At 72.3% G+C, this 20,591-nt stretch carries 19 protein-coding genes and 1 tRNA gene; 7 read left to right on the top strand and 13 right to left on the bottom strand.

From position 1 onward, the window contains the following. Window positions 1-41: 41 nt before the first annotated feature. On the bottom strand, window positions 42-926 hold the full coding sequence (mca, locus tag O7543_RS24275) for a mycothiol conjugate amidase Mca (protein WP_281551758.1): 885 nt from the start codon (window positions 924-926) through the stop codon (window positions 42-44). 127 nt (window positions 927-1,053) lie between these two features. On the opposite strand from mca, the gene O7543_RS24270 reads away from it, so the two are divergent. Both O7543_RS24270 and greA read left to right on the top strand, forming a co-directional pair. Next, window positions 1,054-1,488, top strand: coding sequence for a DUF4307 domain-containing protein (locus O7543_RS24270; protein ID WP_281551759.1), 435 nt, complete (start codon window positions 1,054-1,056; stop codon window positions 1,486-1,488). A gap of 152 nt (window positions 1,489-1,640) precedes the next feature. Next, window positions 1,641-2,141: a transcription elongation factor GreA gene (greA, locus tag O7543_RS24265; protein WP_278173899.1), complete on the top strand. Its 501-nt coding sequence runs from the start codon at window positions 1,641-1,643 to the stop codon at window positions 2,139-2,141. Window positions 2,142-2,185: 44 nt separating this feature from the next. On the opposite strand, the gene ilvA is transcribed toward greA, so the two are convergent. The 3 genes from ilvA to O7543_RS24250 all read right to left on the bottom strand — a co-directional run bounded on the left by ilvA (window position 2,186) and on the right by O7543_RS24250 (window position 6,054). Further along, on the bottom strand, window positions 2,186-3,406 hold the full coding sequence (ilvA, locus tag O7543_RS24260) for a threonine ammonia-lyase (protein ID WP_281567265.1): 1,221 nt from the start codon (window positions 3,404-3,406) through the stop codon (window positions 2,186-2,188). Then, window positions 3,403-4,794: an amidase family protein gene (locus O7543_RS24255; protein WP_281551761.1), complete on the bottom strand. Its 1,392-nt coding sequence runs from the start codon at window positions 4,792-4,794 to the stop codon at window positions 3,403-3,405. Before O7543_RS24255 ends, ilvA begins: the two co-directional genes overlap by 4 nt. Before the next feature lie 117 nt (window positions 4,795-4,911). Next, window positions 4,912-6,054, bottom strand: coding sequence for a cystathionine gamma-synthase (locus tag O7543_RS24250; RefSeq protein ID WP_281551762.1), 1,143 nt, complete (start codon window positions 6,052-6,054; stop codon window positions 4,912-4,914). 136 nt (window positions 6,055-6,190) lie between these two features. On the opposite strand from O7543_RS24250, the gene msrA reads away from it, so the two are divergent. Further along, a complete protein-coding gene (gene msrA, locus O7543_RS24245; protein ID WP_281551763.1) occupies window positions 6,191-6,847 on the top strand; it encodes a peptide-methionine (S)-S-oxide reductase MsrA in 657 nt (218 codons plus the stop codon). A gap of 38 nt (window positions 6,848-6,885) precedes the next feature. Here the strand turns inward: msrA and O7543_RS24240 are convergent, their stop codons facing one another. Next, complete coding sequence (locus O7543_RS24240) at window positions 6,886-7,953, bottom strand: helix-turn-helix transcriptional regulator (protein WP_281551764.1); 1,068 nt, start codon at window positions 7,951-7,953, stop codon at window positions 6,886-6,888. Window positions 7,954-8,682: 729 nt separating this feature from the next. On the opposite strand from O7543_RS24240, the gene O7543_RS24235 reads away from it, so the two are divergent. After that, window positions 8,683-9,237, top strand: a complete 555-nt coding sequence (locus tag O7543_RS24235; protein ID WP_281551765.1) for a GNAT family N-acetyltransferase — start codon at window positions 8,683-8,685, stop codon at window positions 9,235-9,237. Window positions 9,238-9,566: 329 nt separating this feature from the next. Here the strand turns inward: O7543_RS24235 and O7543_RS24230 are convergent, their stop codons facing one another. Next, complete coding sequence (locus tag O7543_RS24230) at window positions 9,567-10,943, bottom strand: cystathionine beta-synthase (protein ID WP_281567264.1); 1,377 nt, start codon at window positions 10,941-10,943, stop codon at window positions 9,567-9,569. 121 nt (window positions 10,944-11,064) lie between these two features. Beyond that, window positions 11,065-11,421 (bottom strand): YkvA family protein, encoded by a 357-nt coding sequence (locus tag O7543_RS24225; RefSeq protein WP_281551767.1) that lies wholly within the window; start codon window positions 11,419-11,421, stop codon window positions 11,065-11,067. Between the two features lie 287 nt (window positions 11,422-11,708). Here O7543_RS24225 and O7543_RS24220 point away from each other — a divergent pair, with 287 nt between their 5' ends. Both O7543_RS24220 and O7543_RS24215 read left to right on the top strand, forming a co-directional pair. Then, the gene (locus O7543_RS24220) at window positions 11,709-12,788 is read left to right on the top strand and encodes an SGNH/GDSL hydrolase family protein (RefSeq protein WP_348650038.1); all 1,080 of its coding nucleotides are present in this window, start codon (window positions 11,709-11,711) and stop codon (window positions 12,786-12,788) included. Window positions 12,789-12,829: 41 nt separating this feature from the next. Next, window positions 12,830-13,636 carry an SGNH/GDSL hydrolase family protein gene (locus O7543_RS24215; protein WP_281551768.1) on the top strand — a complete coding sequence of 269 codons (807 nt, stop codon included), beginning with the start codon at window positions 12,830-12,832 and terminating at the stop codon, window positions 13,634-13,636. 77 nt (window positions 13,637-13,713) lie between these two features. On the opposite strand, the gene O7543_RS24210 is transcribed toward O7543_RS24215, so the two are convergent. The 3 genes from O7543_RS24210 to O7543_RS24200 form a co-directional block, all read right to left on the bottom strand. Continuing rightward, on the bottom strand, window positions 13,714-14,031 hold the full coding sequence (locus O7543_RS24210) for a hypothetical protein (RefSeq protein ID WP_281567263.1): 318 nt from the start codon (window positions 14,029-14,031) through the stop codon (window positions 13,714-13,716). 79 nt (window positions 14,032-14,110) lie between these two features. Next, the gene (locus O7543_RS24205) at window positions 14,111-14,932 is read right to left on the bottom strand and encodes a Bax inhibitor-1/YccA family protein (RefSeq protein WP_281551770.1); all 822 of its coding nucleotides are present in this window, start codon (window positions 14,930-14,932) and stop codon (window positions 14,111-14,113) included. A 164-nt stretch (window positions 14,933-15,096) separates the two neighbouring features. Further along, window positions 15,097-15,177: transfer RNA gene (locus O7543_RS24200), tRNA-Leu, on the bottom strand. Between the two features lie 139 nt (window positions 15,178-15,316). Here O7543_RS24200 and O7543_RS24195 point away from each other — a divergent pair. After that, the gene (locus O7543_RS24195) at window positions 15,317-17,179 is read left to right on the top strand and encodes a hypothetical protein (protein WP_281551771.1); all 1,863 of its coding nucleotides are present in this window, start codon (window positions 15,317-15,319) and stop codon (window positions 17,177-17,179) included. Here O7543_RS24195 and O7543_RS24190 read toward each other — a convergent pair. From O7543_RS24190 to O7543_RS24180, 3 genes are all read right to left on the bottom strand, one after another. Next, window positions 17,172-18,521, bottom strand: coding sequence for an NAD(P)/FAD-dependent oxidoreductase (locus O7543_RS24190; protein ID WP_281551772.1), 1,350 nt, complete (start codon window positions 18,519-18,521; stop codon window positions 17,172-17,174). The two genes, O7543_RS24195 and O7543_RS24190, sit on opposite strands and share 8 nt — an antisense overlap. 94 nt (window positions 18,522-18,615) lie before the next feature. After that, complete coding sequence (locus O7543_RS24185; RefSeq protein ID WP_281551773.1) at window positions 18,616-19,179, bottom strand: hypothetical protein; 564 nt, start codon at window positions 19,177-19,179, stop codon at window positions 18,616-18,618. After that, window positions 19,176-20,591: a DUF58 domain-containing protein gene (locus O7543_RS24180; RefSeq protein ID WP_281551774.1), complete on the bottom strand. Its 1,416-nt coding sequence runs from the start codon at window positions 20,589-20,591 to the stop codon at window positions 19,176-19,178. Before O7543_RS24180 ends, O7543_RS24185 begins: the two co-directional genes overlap by 4 nt.

Genomic DNA, 20,591 nt, shown 5'->3' with positions numbered 1-20,591 from the left:
CTCTGCGTCGCCGACGTCGACTACACGGTACGCCCGGCGCATCAGGATCGGCCGAGCCCCTCACGAATCCCGGCAAAAAGGTCGGATTCCGGCTTCGGACTCTCGACGAACGACCGGACCAACTCGAAATCCTCGGTCGGCCAGGCCTGCCGCTGCACCTCCATCGGCACCTGGAACCAGAAGCCGTCCGGATCGACCTGAGTGGCGTGCGCGCGCAGCGCGTCGTCGCGGACCGGGAAGTAGTCGGCGCAGTCGACCCGGGTGGTGATCCGGTCGCCCTTGTCCGGACGATCCTCCCACCGGTCCATCCACTCCTGGTACGGCGACTCCCGACCGATCGCGAGCATCCCCTCGTGCAGCGCGAGAATCCGCGCCCTGGTGAAGCTCATGCAGTAGTACAGCTTCGACGGCTGCCACGGCTCACCACCGACACCCGGGTAGCGGGCCGGGTCACCGGCCGCTTCGAACGCGGCGACGCTCACCCGGTTGCACATGATGTGGTCCGGGTGCGGATAGCCGCCGTCCTCGTCATAGGTCGTCACCACGTGCGGACGAAACTCCCGCATCAACCGCACCAACGGCCCGGCCGCCTCCTCCAGCGGCTCCAGGGCGAAACACCCATCCGGCAGCGGCGGCAGCGGGTCACCCTCGGGCAGACCCGAGTCGACGAAGCCCAGCCAGGCCTGCTCGACGCCGAGGATCGCCCGGGCGGCGTCCATCTCGGCCCGGCGGATCTCGGCAATGTTCTCCCACACGTCCGGCCGGTCGAGTTTCGGGTTCAGCACACTGCCCCGCTCCCCGCCGGTGCAGGTCACCACCAGCACCTGGGCACCTTCCGCGACGTACCGGGCCATCGTCGCGGCACCCTTGCTGGACTCGTCGTCAGGATGGGCGTGCACCGCCATCAGACGCAGTTGCTCAGCCAACGAAAACGCTCCCTCATCCCGTGCCTGACATCCCCTGCCGGCGGCGTCCGGGCCCGGCTGCGACAATGGGCCCGTCGACCATTCTCGCCGACCCCACCGACACGTCCGCCAAGGAGTTCCGTCCCGGGTGACCGACACGTCCGCCACAACCGCACCGACCGCCGCCATGTTCCCACCCGGGCGGTACGGACGACGACGCGCGCCCCGAACGCGCCGGCCGTGGCTCGTCGCGCTGCTCACGGCGGTAGCGGTGCTGGTCGGGACGGCGATCGCCGGCCGGCTCTACACGCTCTACGGCGACCCGCTGCACCAGCCCGAGGTGATCACCTACACCGAGGCCACCGAGGACGGGATCACCATCGACTTCGCCGTCACGGTGCCCCCCGGCGGTGCGACGACCTGCCTGGTCAGGGCCCGGTCGCGGGACGGGGCGGAGGTGGGCCGGTCCGAGGTGACCATCCGGGCCGAACCGGGCGAACGACACGTCCGCACCACGTACCGGCTGGCCACCGAACGAGTCGCGTTCCTGGGCGAGGTGCCACGCTGCCGACCCGCCGGCTGACCAGCCGAGCGTGACCCTCGCCACACCCGCCGAGGCGGGTGGCGACCCGGCGGTCGGCACCCGGGCCGTTGCAACCCCGGCACCTCGGTGCGGATCGCTGGTACGTTGGTAGTTCGACCTCGACCGCCCGCAAGCCCACAAGGAGATCGTCTGTGTCCACGACCGACCGCGAGGCGCCCACCACCTGGCTGTCCCAGGACGCTTACGACCGGCTCCAGGCCGAGCTCAACGAGCTGATCGCCGGACGGACGGCGATGGCCGCCGAGATCAATGCCCGTCGGGAGGAAGGCGACCTGCGGGAGAACGGCGGGTACCATGCTGCCCGCGAGGAGCAGGGCAAGCAGGAGGCCAGGATCCGCTACCTGCAGGAGCTGCTGCGTACCGCCAAGGTCGGCGAGGCACCAGACGCGGACAGCGTCGCGCCCGGCACGGTCGTCACGATCCACTTTGATGACGATCCCGCCGACACCGAGACCTTCCTGCTCGGCTCCCGGGAGATCTCCTCGACGACCGAGCTGACCGTCTACAGCCCGGAGTCCGCGCTCGGTCAGGCCATTCTGGGCAGCCGGCAGGGTCAGACGGTGACCTACACCGCGCCGAGCGGCGCGGACATCAAGGTCACTGTCGACAAGTTCGAGCCCTTCGCCGGCTGAGTTGCGGCCGCCGCAGCGGCAGCGGGTCAGTAACCGAGGATGGGTCAGTCAGCGGCGGCGAACGCCACCTGGTAGCCGCGATCACGGAGCACCTCGACCAGCTCGGTCGAGTGCTCTGGGCCGCGGGTCTCCACCGACAGGCCGACCTGGACCTCACCCAACCGCAGGTGCGGGTTGCGCCGCTGATGATCGACGTCGACCACGTTCGCCCGCTGCTCGGCGATCAGTGCCAGCAGCGCGGCCAGCTCGCCAGGCCGGTCGCCGCACCGTACGGTGAATCGCAGATACCGGCCGGCGGCGGCCAGGCCGTACTCGATCACCCGCAACAGCAGCAACGGGTCGATGTTGCCGCCGGAGAGCACCGCGACCGTCGGGGTGGCCGGCCGCACCGCGCCGGACAACAGCGCTGCCACCGCGGCCGAGCCGGCCGGTTCGACCACCTGCTTGCCCCGCTCCAGCAACATCAGCAGCGCCCGCGACAGGTCCTCCTCGGAGACCGTCACGATCTCGTCGACCAACTTGCTGACGTGCGCGAACGTCAGGTCACCGGGGCGTCCCACGGCGATACCGTCGGCGATCGTACGGTAGTCGGCCAACCGCACCGGGGCACCGGCGGCCAGCGACGGTGGGTACGCGGCCGCGCTGTCCGCCTGCACGCCGATCACCCGTACGTCCGGGCGCAGTGCCTTGACCGCTACCGCGATCCCGGAGATCAACCCGCCGCCACCCACCGAAGTGACGATGGTGGTGACCTCCGGGCACTGCTCCAGGATCTCCAGCGCCACGGTGCCCTGACCGGCGATGACGTCCGGATGGTCGAACGGGTGGATGAGCACCGCACCGGTCCGGTCGGCGAACTCCCGGGCTGCGTCCAGCGCCTCGTCCACGGTGGTGCCGGCGAACTCGACCTCGGCACCGTACCCTCTGGTCGCGGCGACCTTCGGCAGCGGCGCGCCGGTCGGCATGAACACCGTCGCGCCGATGTCCAGCAGTCCGGCGGCGAGTGCCACGCCCTGGGCGTGGTTGCCGGCGCTGGCCGCGACCACCCCGCGCCGCCGCTGCCGCTCAGTCAGCCGGGAGATTCGCAGGTACGCGCCCCGCACCTTGTAGGAGCCGGCCCGCTGCAGGTTCTCGCACTTCAACCAGACCGGCCCGCCGAGCAGGGCGGTCAACGGGCGGGACGGCTCCAGCGGAGTCACCCGTACCACGTCCGCCAGGACGTCCCGGGCGGCGAGGACGGCCGGCAGTCCGACCAGTTCCGTCATATCGGGCTGTCCACTCTCGGCCACGACGGGGCGTGGCGGGGCCACGATGCCATAATCTCCAGCTGGCCGGCCACGGCGAGCAGCAACAGCTCCGAGCCGGGCGGCCCGACCAGCTGGATCCCGACCGGCAGGCCGTCCGGGCGCAGCCCGGCCGGCGCCACCAACGCGGGCAGTCCGGCCATGTTCCACGGCGCGGCGTACGGGGCGTACCGAACACAGCTCCACATGTTCGCCGCCCACGACCGGCGCGCCCAGCCGGTCGCGGCCGGCGGGGTGCCGGCCAGTGCCGGCGTCAGCAGCACGTCGGCTCGCTGGTCGGTGAAGAACCCGGTCATCCGGTCCCGCCAGGCGGTCCGGTCGGCCTCCCGCACGTACCCGCGCCGTTGTGCCCACCGGCCGAGCGCGACGTGCCGACGGGTCCGTGGCTGCAGGTCCCGGCCACCGGCCCGGCCGGCGGCGGCGTCCTCGGCCGCGGCGGCGAACCAGGTGGACAGTCCCCGCAGTCCCAGCGAGGCCGGATAGTGCAGCTCGGTGCCGCTCACATCGTGGCCGGCCTCGGTGAGCCGCCGCGACGTCGCCGCCACCGCGTCCCGGTTGGCCGCGTCGGCCCGCAGCCCCGCCACCGGCGAGGTGAGCGAGACCGCCACCCGCAGCCGGCCCGGCTGGACCAGCTTCTCCGGTCGCCGGCCGGCGAGCACCGCGAAGCCGGTGGCGGCGTCCGCCACGCAGGTCGTCAGGATGCCGTGCTCGGTGAGGCCGAACCAGTCCTCAGTGCCGAGCTGTCGCGGAACCACGTCGCGGCCGGGTTTGAGCCCGAGCAGGCCGCAGCAGGCGGCCGGGATCCGGATCGAGCCGAATCCGTCGTTGCCGTGCGCGATCGGCACCATGCCGCTGGCCACCGCCGCCGCCGCGCCGCCCGACGAACCGCCCGGGGTGCGTGACAGCTGCCAGGGGTTGCGGCTGGTCGCTGTGGCGTCGTCGGTGGTCGCCCAGAGCCCGAGCTCCGGCATCCGGGTCACCCCGACGACGACCGCGCCGGCACCGCGCATCCGGCGGACGATCTCGTGGTCGTGTTCGGCGACCGGGGTCCGCGCGGCGGCCGATCCGCGCCAGGTCGGCAGCCCGGCGACCGGGGTGTTCTCCTTGATCGCCACCGGCACCCCGGCCAGCGGCAGGTTCGCCAGGTCCTCCTGCTCGTCGACCTTTTCCGCTTCGACGATGGCCTCGCCGCCACGGACCGCGCGGAAGGCGGACAGCTCCGGGTCGGCCCGGGCGATGTGGTCGAGATGATCGGCAACGACCCGGGTCGCCGAGGTGTCACCCCGGCGTACGGCCCGGGCGATCTGCCGGGCGGTGGTCCCGACCCAGGTCGGTACGATGTCGTGCACGGCACCTCCAGGCAGCCGGTACGCGGTTCGCGTCGCTGTGCGGACCCGTCGCCGGACCCGCCCGGGTGTCGGGCCGGCCCGCAGTGGGCCCGCCCGTCGGATCTCGCCGACGGATCCTCAGCCGAGCGCCTGATCCAGGTCGGCCAGCAGGTCGTCCACGGTTTCGATTCCGACAGACAGTCGCACGAGATCGCCGGGGACTTCAAGAGGCGAGCCGGCGGCGCTCGCGTGGGTCATCCGTCCAGGATGTTCGATCAACGATTCGACCCCGCCGAGCGATTCGGCGAGGACGAACAGTCGGGCCCGGTTGCAGATCCGCACCGCTTCCGCCGCCCCACCGGCCACCCGGAACGAGACCATCCCACCGAACCGGCGCATCTGCTTGGCCGCCGTCTCGTGGCCGGGGTGGTCGCGGTGTCCGGGGTAGAGCACCTGGCGTACCGCCGGGTGCTGGTCGAGGAATTCGACGACCCGTTCGGCGTTGTCGCAGTGCCGCTCCATCCGTACGCCCAGGGTCTTGATTCCGCGCAGGGTGAGCCAGGCGTCGAAGGGTCCGTTGACCGCGCCCATGGCATTCTGGTGGAAGGCCAGCTCGGCGGCGAGTTCCGGATCGTCGGCGACCAGCGCGCCACCGACCACGTCGGAGTGTCCACCGAGATATTTGGTGGTGGAGTGGACCACCACGTCGGCGCCGAGCGCCAGCGGCTGCTGCAGGTACGGCGAGGCGAAGGTGTTGTCCACCACGAGCCGCGCCGCGACGTCGCGGGCCAGGGCGGCCAGCCCGGCGATGTCGGCGATGCCGAGCAGCGGGTTCGTCGGGGTTTCCGCCCAGATCATCCGGGTACGGCCGGGTTGTACCGCAGCCCGGACCGCGTCGACGTCGGAGATCCGCGCGGCGGTCCAGGCCAGTCCCCAGCGTTCGGCGACCTTGGCGAACAGACGGAACGTGCCGCCGTACGCGTCGTCCGGGATGATCACGTGGTCGCCGGGCCGGCAGACGGTACGCAGCAGCGTGTCCTCAGCCGCCAGACCGCTGGCGAAGGCGAGCCCGGTCCGGCCCCCCTCGATCGCGGCCAGGCATTCCTGCAGCGCGTCCCGGGTCGGGTTGGCCGACCGGCTGTACTCGTAGCCCGACCGGGGCACACCCACCTCGTCCTGAGCGTACGTGCTGGTCTGGTAGATCGGCGGCACGACCGCCCCGGTCCGGGCCTCCGGCTCCTGCCCGGCGTGGATGGCGACCGTGTCGAACCCGTATGTCATGGCACGAGGCTAGGCCATCGCTCCGAGCGCCACCGCCGGTGGGACGGATGCCCACCCGACCTGCGGGTACCCCGGCGGGAACGAGCCGGCCCCCGCCGGTGTTGTCCGAGAGGCCACGAACGAGAGGAGTCGCACGGTGTTCCTGCGACCGATGAAAGCGAATCTGCCCGAACCTGGGCAGGCCCTGCCCGGCCGGGACCGGCCGATACCGGTGGCGGACCGGCACGCGGTGCTCGGTACGCCGCTGACCGGCCCGTGGCCGGCCGGTACCCGGGTGGCGGTCTTCGGGATGGGCTGCTTCTGGGGAGCCGAACGGCTGTTCTGGCGACTGCCCGGGGTCGTGTCGACCTCGGTCGGGTACGCCGGCGGCGAGACGCCGAACCCCACGTACGAGGAGGTGTGCTCCGGCGGGACGGGGCACGCCGAGGTCGTCCAGGTGGTTTACGACCCGGCCCGGATCGGCTACGCCGACCTGCTGAAGGTGTTCTGGGAGAACCACGACCCGACGCAGGGCATGCGTCAGGGCAACGACGTCGGTACGCAGTACCGGTCGACGATCTACACCACCGACGCCGAGCAGGCGACCGAGGCCGCCGATTCCCGGGCCGCATTCGCTCCGGTGGTGGCCGCGGCCGGCCGGGACGGGATCACCACGGAGATCCGGCCGCTCGGCGAGTACTACTACGCCGAGAATTACCACCAGCAGTACCTGCACAAGAACCCGGGTGGTTACTGCAACCACGGGCCGAACGGGATGACCTGCCCGGTGGGCGTCGCCCGCAGCGCCGACTGAGCCGCCGCCGACACTGACCCGCAGCCGGCCGCCGCCGATCAGGCGGCGGCCCGCTCCACCTCCCGCAGCATCAACCGCAGCGACTGACTGTGCTTGGCCGGTGGCAGACTCGCCAGCGCCGACCGGGCGTGCCGCAGCCCTTCGACGCGGTCACCCGACTTGACCAGCATCAGCCCACGGTGCAGCTCGATGTGGGTGGCGAACCGGGCCAGGCTGGCCGGCCGGGTCCGGACCGCCCACTCCTGGGCGTCGACCGCGGCCGGGTCGCCGAGGCGGGCGAGCAGCATGCTGGTGAAGATCGCCATCCGCCACTCGGGCACGGCGAAGTCGGAGATCTGCTCGGCGGAGCCGGTCTGGTCGAAGACCCGGCGGGCCTCGTCCAGGTGTGTCAATGCGCTGATCCGGTCGCCACGGACGCCGGCGACGTGTGCCTTGGCCATCAACGCGTTGAGCCGCCCGAGCGATGGTCGGTCAGTCAGCGCGAGGGCCTGGTCGGCCAGGTCCTGCGCGACCGTGAGGGCAGCACCCTCGTAGCCGAGGGCCAGCGCGGCGCGGCCGCGGACCCAGACTTGCACGGTCCGGTCGCCGCTGCGATCCGCGCTGACCGCGGCAAGTCGGTACCACCGGACGGCTTCCTGCGCCATCCCGGTGGTCTTGCCGTAGACGCTGAGGAAACGGGCGGCCAGCCCCCACATCACCGGAGTGCCGAGCTGCTGTTGCAGCACGACGAGGTCACTGGCAATCCGGTCCTGCAGCTCACCGGCGCCGACCGACATGTAGTCCCGGCCGAGATTGGCGGCGCGATCCTGCCACTGTTCCTCGGCCGCCGGGTCGCCGAGCGCCGCGGTGAAGCCGCGATGGATCAACTCGGAGACGGCGGCCGGTGCCACCACCGCGGCGGCGAGCCCGGTGATCAGGCCCCGACGTTGCATATGGTCCCCCAAGACCTGCTCGTAGGCGGTCACCACGTCGGCCGTCGCTGTCCGCCGCCCCGCCTCGACGTTCGACAGGTGGCCCTTGCTGAAGTGGCTCAGCGCGGCCATTTTCGCCAAGCTGACACCAGCGGATTCCCGGGCCTTCCTCAGGGTCTCACCCGTATCGCTCATATTCCGCCTGCCCACCTGTATTGAAGACCTTCTGAAAACCCAGCCGCGCTTTTCCTGACCTTCGACTGCCCCTGACTCTATTGGCCAGAGGCCGCGGGGATGGCGCGTGGACGCGTTGGACCGAACCTCCACCGACTCGGCGTAACGGCCCGCCGACCTCGCGGCCCATCGACCAGCATGCCAGTGACAGGCCACCATGTGCACCAACGATCTGGGATCCGGTACACCATACGGCAAAGACGATGGCAGATGTCGACCGCGCTGGACAAGTCCGGGCCGACTTCATCCGATCTCCAGTGAGGTGATACCCGAGACTAAGACCTTAATCAATTATTGTCATTAACCACTCAAAGTAAGTGCAGAGTAACTATTCGTCACCGTCGGTGATGGCCGGCCCAGCCCGGCCGAGGTCCACGCCGTCGCCTCGGCCGAGCTGGTCCGCGCCGTCGCCTCGGCCGGCGGCAAAAATCGTTGCCGGCCGCCGCGCCAGCCGGCTAGCGTGGCCGTACACGGGAAAGGAGGTGGTCCAGCGTTGTATAGCTATAGGACTCGTGAGGTGGCTGCCCGCTAGCCGCTGTCCTTGACAGCTCCGATCGTCGAGACCGTGTGGCAGCGGTGCGGCGAATCCACGACAGCCACCCGACCCCCGGGGTGCCGGCCCAGTCCAGCCGGCCCGCGTCGAAGACGCGGAAGCCCCGGGGGTCGTTTCATGCCGGTAGGCTCGGCCGGATGGCGGTCACCCTGCGCTCGGCCATCCTCGACGACATCGCCCCGGTCGGTCACCTGCACCACCGGTCCCGGCTCAGCGCGTACCAGGGCATCGTGCCGGATGCCGCGCTGGAGACCTACGGCGCCGACGTCACGGCGCGGTGGTGGGTCGAGCGGTGGAGCCACGAACGCGACACGCACCGGCTCACGGTCGCCGAACATCAGGGGCGGCTGATCGGGTTCACCTACGTCGGGCCGCACGAGGACGGCGAGCCGGCCACCGCTGAGCTGTACGCGATCCACGTCGACCCCGAGCACCAGGGCTGCGGTGTCGGCCGGGCGCTGATCCGCGACGCGCTGGGCACGATGCGCGAGCGCCGGTGCCAGCGCGCGGTGCTCTGGGTGTACGCGGCCAACCACCGGGCCCGAAACTTCTACGAAGCGGGCGGCTGGCACCCGGACGGGGTCCGCCGGGACGGCTGGCTCGGGCCGGTGTCGACTCCGCAGTTGCGTTACGCGCGTGACCTCACGGTCGCCGCAGCTGAGCCGGTGACACCGACCGCCGCAGCGGGCTGACCGGCCGCGCCGCCGCAGCGGGCTGAAGCCGGGCGAGAGTACGGGACCGCTGCTGCGGGGGTTCCGTCCAGCCCCGCACTCTCGCCCGGCACTGCCCGCCCTAACCGGGGGAAAACGCCTGGCCGAAGGCGCTCAACCGGCGGAGGCGTGCCGGTTGATCGGTGTGGGCGGGCAACAGTGCGGGACCCCGGGATGCTGGCGGGCGCCCAGGGTCACCGCAGTGGTGAAGCACCATGGTCGGCTGCCCCGGTGGCGGACCGTGCCGGGGCAGCGCTTCCATGGCTCTAGTCAACCCCAGTCGCCAGCGATCAACCGGACACATTGTGCGACTATCGGCCGGACTTTCCCAGGTTTGCCAGCAGGTCCTGGCGGGTGATCACCCCACGTGGTTTGCCGTCAACCAACACCAGGGCCGCGTCGGTGCCGGCCAGCAGCGCCACCGCGTCGCGTACCGGCTGGCCACCGCCCACCATGGGCAGCGGCTGCGCCATGTGCCGCTCGATCGTGTCGTGCAGCTGCGCCTTGCCGCTGAACAGCGCGTCCAGCAGATCCCGCTCGGCGATCGACCCGGCCACCTCGCCGGTCACCACCGGCGGCTCCGCCTTGAGCACCGGCAGCTGCGAGATGCCGTACTCGCGCATGTAGTCGATCGCGTCCCGGATCGTCTCGGTCGGGTGCACGTGCACCAGCTCCGGCAGGCCGCCCGGCTTCGCCGCCAGCACGTCGCCGACCGTTGGCTCGGCCGCCTCTACCCCCAGGAACCCGTACCGGGCCATCCACTCGTCGTTGAAGATCTTCGACAGGTAGCCGCGTCCGCCGTCCGGCAGCAGCACCACAACCACGTCGTCCGGACCGGCCCGGCGGGCCACCCGCAACGCCGCCGCGACCGCCATCCCGCACGAGCCACCGACCAGCAGCCCTTCCTCCCGGGCCAGCCGCCGGGTCAACTCGAAGGACTCCTGGTCGGAGACCTCCACGATCTCGTCACAGACCGACCGGTCGTAGGTCTGCGGCCAGAAGTCCTCCCCCACCCCTTCAACCAGGTACGGCCGCCCTGACCCGCCGGAGTAGACCGAGCCCTCCGGGTCGGCGCCGACCACCCGTACCGCACCGCCGGACGCCTCCTTCAGGTAGCGGCCCACCCCGGAGATGGTCCCTCCGGTGCCCACCCCGGCGACGAAATGGGTGATTCGCCCCTCGGTCTGTGTCCACAACTCCGGCCCGGTGCCTTCGTAGTGCGACTGCGGATTCGCAACGTTCGCGTACTGGTCCGGTTTCCACGCGCCGGGAATCTCCGCCGCCAGTCGGTCGGACACCTGGTAGTACGAGCGGGGATCCTCCGGCGCGACCGCCGTCGGACAGACGACCACCTCGGCACCGTACGCCCGGAGCACGTTCTGCTTGTCCTCGCTGACCTTGTCGGGACAGACGAAGACGCACGAATAGCCACGCAGCTGCGCGACGAGCGCCAGGCCGACGCCGGTGTTCCCGCTGGTCGGCTCGACGATCGTGCCGCCGGGCCGGAGCAGCCCGGCCTGTTCGGCGGCCTCGACCATCCGCAGCGCGATCCGGTCCTTCACCGAGCCGCCCGGGTTGAAGTACTCGACCTTGGCCAGCACCGTCGCGGAGATCCCCGCGGTGACGTTGCGCAGCCGCACCAGCGGGGTGTCGCCGATGAGATCGACAACGCTGTCGTGGTAACGCACCTCGTTGTGCCCTTCTGCTGACGCCGGCGAGGCGCCATCGTCGGTTTGAGGTCGTCAGCCGACAACAGCCCGCTGCCGGCGGTGGAGTATGTCGCGGTCAGCCTACTGGTGCCCGGGCACCTCAGCCGACCACCTGACCGGGCACCACCGAATCGCGCCGGGCCTCCCAGTCCAGAAAGCGTTCGGTTTCGGCGAGCACGGTGCCAGCGAGCCAGGTCACCACGAGCGCGTCGTCGACGATGCCGAGCATCAGCAGCATCGCCTCCGGCACCAGGTCGAACGGGGACGCGACGTAGGCCACGGCCGCGGTCATCAACGCCAGCCGCAGGCCGCCGTCGTAGTCGCCGCGCATCGTTGCCCGGATCATCCGGGGCAGCGCCGCCAGCCGCCGCCCGAGTGAGGGACCACCGCGGGTGCCCGCGGTCAGTGCCCGCCCCAGCGCCGCGAACGCCGCCGCCCGCTTGAGTGTCCTGGCCATCGCGGCCACCTCCTCGTCACCGGGCCTGCCGGATGTATGTGTGTCCACCGGCCGCCGGCCGTGCCCCGGTCGTCGACCCGTGGTGTCCTGCCCTCCATGATGCCCGGGATCGGCAAATGTCGCCGGACACGCGTCCCCAGGCCGGTGGACCCCGGCCAGAATCGGGCTGAGCCGGACACCGCGTGCCGAGATAATCTCGAAGGACCTAGCACGACGGCAGCAGCGGATCGCAGCGGGGGGGCGCGATGGGCACGGGTGGTACGGGGACGCGTCCGACCGACCGGACCGTGGCGACACTGGCCGTCCGGCTGGTGGCGTTCGGAGCCGGCGCCGCCGCAGCGGCCGCGGTGGCCACCGCCGGCACCCTCTACGGGCAGGCCAAGCAGGCCCGGCGGATCATCCCGCTGGCCGAGGCACCGCCGCCACGCGGCGACGGGGTGTACGGTTCCCGGCTGCCCGGACCGCCGCTGACCCTGGTGGTGCTCGGCGACTCGTCGGCCGCCGGCTACGGCGTGCACCGCCCCCGGGAGACCCCCGGCGCGCTGCTGGCCACCGGCATCTCGCGCCGGCAGCGGCGACCGGTCCGGCTGCACCGGCTGGCGGTGGTGGGTGCCCGGTCGGTCGGCCTGGTCCCGCAGGTGGAGGCGGCGCTGGAGCTGCGACCGGACCTCGCGGTCATCCTGATCGGCGGCAACGACGTCACCCACCGCACCCCGCCGGAGGTCGCGGTCGGGCACCTCGTCGACGCGGTACGGCAACTGCGCGCAGCCGGGGCCGAGGTGGTCGTCGGTACCTGCCCGGACCTGGGCGCGATCAAACCGATCAAACCGCCGCTGCGCTGGCTGGCCCGTCGGTGGAGCCGACAACTCGCCGCGGCCCAGACCGTCGCGGTGGTCGAAGCCGGCGGCTGGACGGTCTCCCTCGGCGACCTGCTCGGTCCACGGTTCGCCGCCGAACCGGGTCGGCTCTACTCCTGGGACCGGTTCCACCCCTCGGCTGAGGGGTATGCCATGGCCGCCGCCGTCCTGCTGCCGGCGGCGCTCGGCGCGCTCGGCGCCAGCACCGCGGCGCGTGCTGGCGTCGCCGGCCGGGAGAAGGTGCGGACGCTGCCCCAGGCCGCGCACGAGGCCGTCCGCCACGCCGGCACCGAGGTCCGCGGCACCCGGGTGGCCGGCCGGGAACGGGGTCCAGCCGGCCGCTGGGCCCGGCTGCGCCGTCGGCCGAGGTTCGCCGGCCGATCCTGGCAGACCGCCGCGCTCAACTGGTTGTTCGGTCCGCCGGGCGGCGATCGGGACGGCGACCACCGCAAGTCGGCCGTATCCTCCGATCAGCGGGTAGGCCTGTCCGCCGCCGGACAGCAGGACTGAGCCGTGCGCGACCGCAACCGTACCGACGGAAGGTGACCGCCGTGACGTCGAGAAACATCGCTGTACGGATAGGCCGGGTCACCGCCGCCGCGGTCACCGCCGGTGCGGTGGGCAGCGCCGCGCTGCTGGCCGGAGAGGCGCTGCTGGCCCGCCACCGCCGGTACGCCCAGCCGGAGTTGGAGCTGGCCGTACGGGTGGCGCTCGGTCCGGCCAGCGGCGCGCCACTGCGGCTGGTGCTGCTCGGCGACTCGGTGACCCTCGGAGTGGGGGTGGACCGGGTGGCCGACACGGTCGGCGGCCAGCTGGCCCGGCTGCTCGCCGAGCACGAAGGCGGTTCGGCGGTCGCCGGGCGCCGGGTCCTGCTGTCGAGCGTCGGCGTGGCCGGCTCCCGTTCACGGGACCTGGCCACCCAGGTCGCCCGAGCGCTGCTGGGCGAACGACCGGACGTGGCGGTCGTCCTGATCGGCACCAACGACGCGGCCGCGCTGCGCCGGCCCGGTGAGTCGGCGGTTCATCTCGCTGCGGCGGTACGCCGGCTCCGTAGTGCCGGGACGGAAGTGGTGGTCGGCACCTGCCCGGACCTCGGCGCCGCCCGGGCGATCGCGCCGCCGCTGCGTCAGCTCGCCGGGCTGCTCGGCCGGCGGACCGCCCGGGCCCAGGCCCGCGCCGGCCGGGACGCCGGCGCCCGGGTGGTCGACCTGGCCGGTGAGACCGGCGCGGTGTTCCGCGCCGACCCCAACACCTACTGCCATGACGGCTACCACCCGTCGGCCGACGGATACCGGATCTGGGCGCACGCGCTGCTTCCGGCGGTACTCGCGGCGGCGAACACCGCCCCGCACCGCTGACCCACCGCGTACCACTGGCCGCAACGGTCCGGGCAGGGTGCCGGTCGGCTGGGTGTTTCCGGTGCTCCGGCGACGGGTCAGGGCGTTTCGAGCCGGCCGCGCAGCCGCCGCACCGCAGCCGCCGCCGATTCCAGCACCGCAGGGTCGGGTGCCGCCCGGATCAGGTCGGCGGCGACCACCCGCAACTGGTCGGGCAGCGCGGTGTCCCGGCTCAGCCGGGGTACCTGCCGGCCGGGCCGCCCTTCGGCGGCCGCGCCCACATCGGCAAGGTACTGCACCAGATCGTGGAAATCGTCCGCACGGTGGCCGTCACCCACCGCCCATCGGGGCTGTTCCCAGTGGGCCACCTGCCGGACCAGGAGGTCGACCAGGCGGGTCAGGTGCGCTGCGGCCACCGCCGCAGTCTAGTGCCGGCGACGACGCGCCGCGCCGCGCCGACAGTACGGCGCGGCGCGGCGCGGCGCTGATGGACGGTCAGTCGTCGCCCTGCAAGAAGCTGAGCAGGCGCAGGATCTCGATGTAGAGCCAGATCAGGCTGACCAGGATGCCGAACGCAGCGGTCCAGGAGTAGCGCTGCGGCAGGCCGAGCCGGACGCCCTCCTCGACCTCGTGGAAGCTCAACACGAAGCTCAGCGAGGCGACCACGATGCAGATGAGGCTGAAGATGATGGCGACCGGACCGCCGCTACGCAGCCCGGTGTCGACGCCGAAGAGCGACAACACCAGGTTGATCATCATGACCGCGAAGACGCCGACCATCGCGGCGATCAGGCCACGGGTGAACTTCGGGGTGGCCCGGATGACCTTCATCTTGTAGAGGGCGGCCATCAGGAAGAAGACACCGAAGGTGGCTACCACCGCCTGCAGGACGATGCCCTGGTAGCCGGCGATCACCTCGAAGAACTTGCTGACCAGACCGACGAAGACACCTTCGACGACGGCGTAGGTGACCACCAGCGCCGGGTTCGCGACCCGGGAGAACGAGATGACCAGCCCCAGCACCAGACCGACGATCGCGGCGCCGATCCAGGCGCCGAACAGCAGCGAGTCGGGGACCAGGATCCAGGCCGCCGCCGCCGACAGCCCGGTGATGCCGAGCAGGGTGACTGTCTTGACGACGACGTCGTCGACCGTCATCGGCGCGACGGTGGGTGGCGCGGCCGGGTGACCGGCCTGCGTCGGATATGGCTGCCCGGTGCCGGGCTGCCCGTAGGGACCGGCGGGGGCGTACCCGGTGGCCCGCTCCCGCTCGGCCGCCTGGCCGAGCCGGGCCAGGACCGGGTTGGATGTCTTCACTGTCCAGCCTCCCTCAGGGGGTTGTCACACGATGGTGTGAGGTCAAGGGTAGACGGCTCGATCGACACCGTGCAGTACCGCCGGCCGAAGGCGGGCTCTGACCGGTGGAACCGGGCGGGCTCCGACCAACGGGCCGGGCTCGGACGGCACCAGGTGACGCCGAGTACCCGGGGCGGGAATCGAACCCGCACGCTTTTCAGCAGCCGCTTTTAAGGCAGCCGTGTCTGCCATTCCACCACCCGGGCCGGCGGGTCGGCCGGGGTGCGCCCGGTCGGACCCGATCGCCGACACGCCGCGCGCTGGTACGCGACGGCAGATGTCACGGTAGCGGGTCGCGCCCAGCCGGACGCAGCCCGGCCGGTCGACGGCACTAGGGTGCGAACCGTGAGCCGCTCAGCAACCGCAGCGCAGGACACCGGCCCCGTCCCGCCCCGGCCCGGCGGACCCTCGGCGGCCGACTCCCGGTGGTCCCGAATCGCCGCAGCGGCCCGTGGACACCGGGTGGACGCCATGATCTGCCTGCTCTTCGTCCTGTTCGCCGGCCTGCTGACCCACCGGCTCTGGCCCGCACCCGGTGCCCACCTGCTGGCGTTCAACCCGGAGGACCAGACCCTGTACGAGTGGTTCCTGGCCAGCGACGCGCGGCTGCTGTTCGGCGACTTCGGCCTGCTCAGCGACCGGCTGAACGCCCCCGACGGGGTGAACCTGATGGCCAACACGACGGTCATCGCGCTCGGCTTCCTGATGGCCCCGGTCACGGTGCTCTTCGGTGCCCCGGTGAGCTTCGCGCTGCTGGTCGCCGGCAACCTGGCCGCCAGCGCGATCGCGTTCTACTTTTTGTTCGCCCGGCCCCTCGGCGCGCACCGGCTGGCCGCGGCGACCGGCGGAGCGTTCTGCGGGTTCGCCCCCGGTATGGTCTCGCAGAGCAACAGCCACCTGCACATGACCGCGCTGTGGCTGATCCCGGTCATGGTGTGGCTGCTGATCCGGATCATGCGGGCCGCCGATCCGACCGGCTCGACACCCGACGGGCGGATCCTCGGGCCGGCCGGCCGACCCGACCGCCGCCGGGTCGTCGCCTCCGGCGGTTGGCTCGGAGTGGTCGTCGCGGTCCAGGTGTTCGTCGGCGAGGAAGTACTCTTCCTCACCGCCGTCACGCTGATCATCATGGCGGCGGCGTTCGCCGCGACCAGACCCCGGTACGTGTGGCGGATCCTGCCGAACTTCGTCGCCGGGATGCTGGTCGCCGTGGCCGTCGGCGTGGTGCTGCTCGGCTATCCGCTGTGGTTCCAGTTCGCCGGACCGCAGGGCGTCTCCGACGGCGTCTTCGACCCGGCGTACTTCTCGGCCGACCTGGCCAGCTGGCCGGCGGTGTCCGAGCTGTCGGTGGCCGGTTCGGCGGCCGCCGCCGAGCTGACCACCGGACCGGCCGAGTACAACACCTTCCTCGGCTGGCCGCTGGTGCTGGTCACGGTCGCCGCCACCGCCTGGTTGATCCGGCGACCGGTGGTCATCGCCTGCGCCGCCGGGACGCTGCTGATGGCGGGGCTCTCGCTCGGCCCGCGGATCGTCGTGGAGGGAACCAGGACTGACGTCCCGGGGCCGTACGCCCTGCTGGACGGGATGCCGGTGGTGGACGGCGCGCTGCCGATGCGGTTCGCTCTCGCGGTGATCCCGTTGATCGCCGTCATCCTGACCCTCGCCGTCGACCGGGCGTTGCGGCTCGCCTGGCGACCGGCCCGGCTGGCTGGCCCGGCCGTCGTCGCGGTGGCGCTGCTCCCGGTCGCGCCGGCCCCGCTGCCGGCGATGGACCGCGACCCGCTGCCGGAGTTCATCGTCGGCGGCCACTGGCGCACCTGCGTACCGTCCGGCGGCGTGCTGGTGCCGGTGCCGCCCGCCACCCCGCCGCAGCCGTGGCCGATGGCCTGGGCCACCGCGACCACGGTCGCCTTCGGCATGCCGGAAGGGTTCTTCATCGGCCCGTACGCCCCGGGTGGCGACGCCTCAATGGGCACGTTCAAACTGCCGACGTCGAAGATCCTCGCCGAGGTGGCCCGGACCGGCGAGGTGCCGGAAATCACCGACGAGGAACGCGCCCGGGCCCGTCGTGACCTGACCCGCTGGGGCGCCGACTGCGTGGTGCTGATGGACGGCACCACGCACGCCGCCGAGCTGCGGCAGACCACCGAGGACCTGCTCGGGCCGGGCCAACGGGTAGCCGACGCCTGGACCTGGCCGGTCAGCTGACCCGGGCTGGCGCGGCACCCGGCTGGTCGAGTTGCGGGGTCGCCCCGAGGAACTCCTCACGCGGGTCGTGCAGTTGCCCGAGCGCCACCACCTCACGCTTGAGCACCAGCGCGAGTGTCCAGTCGACGATCACCCGCACCTTACGGTTCAGCGACGGGATCCGGCTCATGTGGTACGTACGGTGCATGAACCAGGCCGGCAGCCCGGTCATCTTGATCCCGTACACCTGGGCGACGCCCTTGTGCAGGCCGAGGCTGGCCACGCTGCCGGCGTGCTTGTGCCGGTACTCGACCGGCTGCTGACCGCGGACCACCGCCAGGATGTTGTCGGCCATCGTCCGGGCCTGGCGCACCGCGTGCTGGGCGCTCGGCGAGCAGTACGCCCCGGGCGGGCCGGTCAGGTCCGGCACCGCGGCACAGTCACCGGCGCTCCACGCTCCGTCGACCGTCCGGTCGCCGTCGACGACCTGCAGCGTCGGCCGGCAACTGATCCGCCGCCGCTCGTCGCGGGGCAGATCGGTGGCGTCGAGCATCGGCGACGGCTTCACCCCGGCCGTCCAGACGATCGTGTCGGCCGGGAAGCTGTCGCCGTCGGAGAGCCGCACCAGCCCGTCGACGCAGGACTCCAGCCGGGTGTCCAACCGGATGTCCATCCCCCGCTTGACCAGCTGCTGCACCGTGTAGGCGCCCATGTCCCGGTCGACCTCGGGCAGCACCCGCTGGGTCGCCTCGACCAGCACCCAGCGCATGTCCGTCGGCTTCAGCTCGGGGTAGTAGCGCAGCGCGTCCCGGGCCATGTCCTCCATCTCGGCCAGCGCCTCGATGCCGGCGTAGCCGCCGCCGACGAAGACGAACGTCAACGCGGTCCGGCGAACCTGTTCGTCGGCGGTCGCCGCCGCCACGTCGAGCCGCTCCAGGACGTGGTTACGCAGGTAGATCGCCTCACCGATGGTCTTGAACCCGATGCCGTGCTCCCGCAGGCCGGGAATCGGCAGGGTGCGGGACACCGAACCGGGGGCGACGATCACATGGTCGTAGCCGATCTCCCGGGGCGGCCCGACGATGGGTTGCACCTCGGCGACCTTGCGGGCGTGTTCGATCCTGGTCACCGCTCCGGCGATCACATGGCAGCGGCGCAGTTCCCGGCGCAACGGCACGACGGAGTGCCGGGGTGAGATGTTGCCGGCCGCCGCCTCCGGCAGGAACGGCTGGTAGGTCATGTGCGGCTGCGGGTCGACCACGATCACCTCGACCTCGCCCCGGCGCATCTTGCGGGACAGGCGCAGGGCAGCGTAGAGACCGACATGCCCGGCACCGACGACAAGGATCCGTTGCCTGTTCACGTACCCCATCTTCCTCCCGGTTGCCTCTTGACGCCGCCTCGAAGGCCAGATATGTGACCGAGCACGCCCGTGTGAGCCGCCGCACGCCGGCAGGTCAGCGGCGTCGGCCCAGGGTGGCGAGCAGGGCGACGGCGCCGACCGCCACCACCAGCCCGGCCAGCACCGCGAGCAGGAACGGCTGACCGGCGGTCCGGCCGGCGGCGGTGATCAGCAGCACCACCAGCACCGCCGAGGCGAGCAGCACCGCCGCCACCCGGGTCGACCAGCGCACCGCGACCTCGGGGGCCAGCACCACGTCATACGGCACGGCGGCGGCCAGCGCGGCGAGACTGTGGGTCAGATACAGCAGCGCGCCGACCGCCAGCAGCCGCCACAGCTGCACCGGGATCCCGTACCCGGTGGTGGCGAGCACCCAGCCGCCGACCCCGACCAGGATCGTCACCGTCGGCGCGTGCCCGCGCGGCGCCAACGCCGGCAGCAGCGCGACGGCGAGCAGCACCGGGCCGGCCCGGCCGAGGAAGACCTCGGCCGGGTACGCGAGCCCGAAGGCGAGCAGCGCGGTGACCGCTACCAGGCCCCGTAGCAGCACCGGCGCGAGGGTGACCCGGGTGAAACCGGTGCGCACCGCCACCACCCGGTCCCGGATCGCGGTGATCATCGCAGCACCGCCTTGGGCGCCGACGCCAGCCGGGCCACGTCCCGCAGCACCTGGTCGAGACTGCCGGCCCCGGCCCAGGTCACCACCGGTACGCCGTGTTCGCGCAGCTGCCCGACGGTGTTCTCCCGGTCCAGCCGCCACAGCCGGTACGCCACCTCGGTCCACTGACCCTGCCGGGGCGGCGGCGCCACCGTGGTGGGCAGGGTGTCGACGGCGACGACGATCCGCCCCGACCGGGCCATCCGGGCCAGCATCTCCGCCGACCGCGGGTCCACCAGGGGGGTCAGCACCACGACCAGCGCGTCCGAGGAGAGCAGCTGCGGGCCGAAGACCTGGTCGTACGGTTCGTACGGGGTGGGCCGCACCTCGACCTCGAGCAGCCACTCCAGGACCGTCAGGTACTGCCGACGGCCGGTGGCCGGACGCAGCCGGCGGGCCGTCGGCCCGTACTCCAGCATCGACACCCGGTCACCGCGGTGCAGGTAGTGTTCGGCGATCGCGGCCGCCGCCCGGACCGTGGTGTCCAGCACCGACGCACCGCCGGACACCCCACCGGAGCGGCCGACCTCGGTGAGGACGTCGAGCAGCAGCACCACCTCGGCGTCGCGGTCGGACAGGGTCGCGGCGACGTGCAGCTGCCGGGCCCGCAGCGACACCCGCCAGTCGATCCGGCGCAGCCGGTCGCCGGGGCCGAAGATGCGCACCCCGGCCAGTTCGCCGCCTTCCCCCGGCCGGCGGGACCGGTGCCCACCGACCAGCCCGGCGGCGCGGGGCATCGCCTCGTCGGCGTTGAACGGGTCGATCACCGGGTAGACCGGCACCCGGACCGGTTCGGCGACCACCGGCCGGCAGGACAGCAGCCCGTCGCAGGCGATCGCCCGCGCGGCGACCGGCCCGACCGGCTGGCGGCCCCAGCGCAGCGCCACCCCGGTCAGCTCGAAGCCGGCCGCCGAGCCGGTCGGCACCGCCAGACCGAACGGACGGTCCGGCACCCCACCACTGGGGCGGGGTCGGGCCGCCGCCGCCAACCGTTCGAGTACCAGCAGCTGGCCGCCGCCGGGTGACGGGTCGATCGAGATCGGCGCCAGCACCCCGACCTCGTCGATGCGCAGCCACGGCGACACCAACGCGCGTACCACCACCAGGTCGTAGTCGGCGTCGGCCGGGTTGGCCGCGGCGGCCCGTGCACCGATCTGGCCGCCCTCGACGAGGTTGGCGTCAACCGCCCCGAGGTCCAGCACCGGCGCGGCGGCCGGTCGGCGGCGCAGCGCGTACGCGGTGCCCAGCGCGAACGGGGTGGCCAGCGCGACCAGGTCGACCCGGCCGAGGATCACTCCGGTGATCAGCAGCAGCCCGGTGATCAACACCGCCCGGCCCAGCGCCCGGGTCGGCTGCCATTGCGTGGCGGTCAT

The sequence above is a fragment of the Solwaraspora sp. WMMA2080 genome, assembly GCF_027497395.1.
Lineage (GTDB): Bacteria > Actinomycetota > Actinomycetes > Mycobacteriales > Micromonosporaceae > Micromonospora_E.
This window is presented reverse-complemented; position numbering and strand designations above follow the sequence as displayed.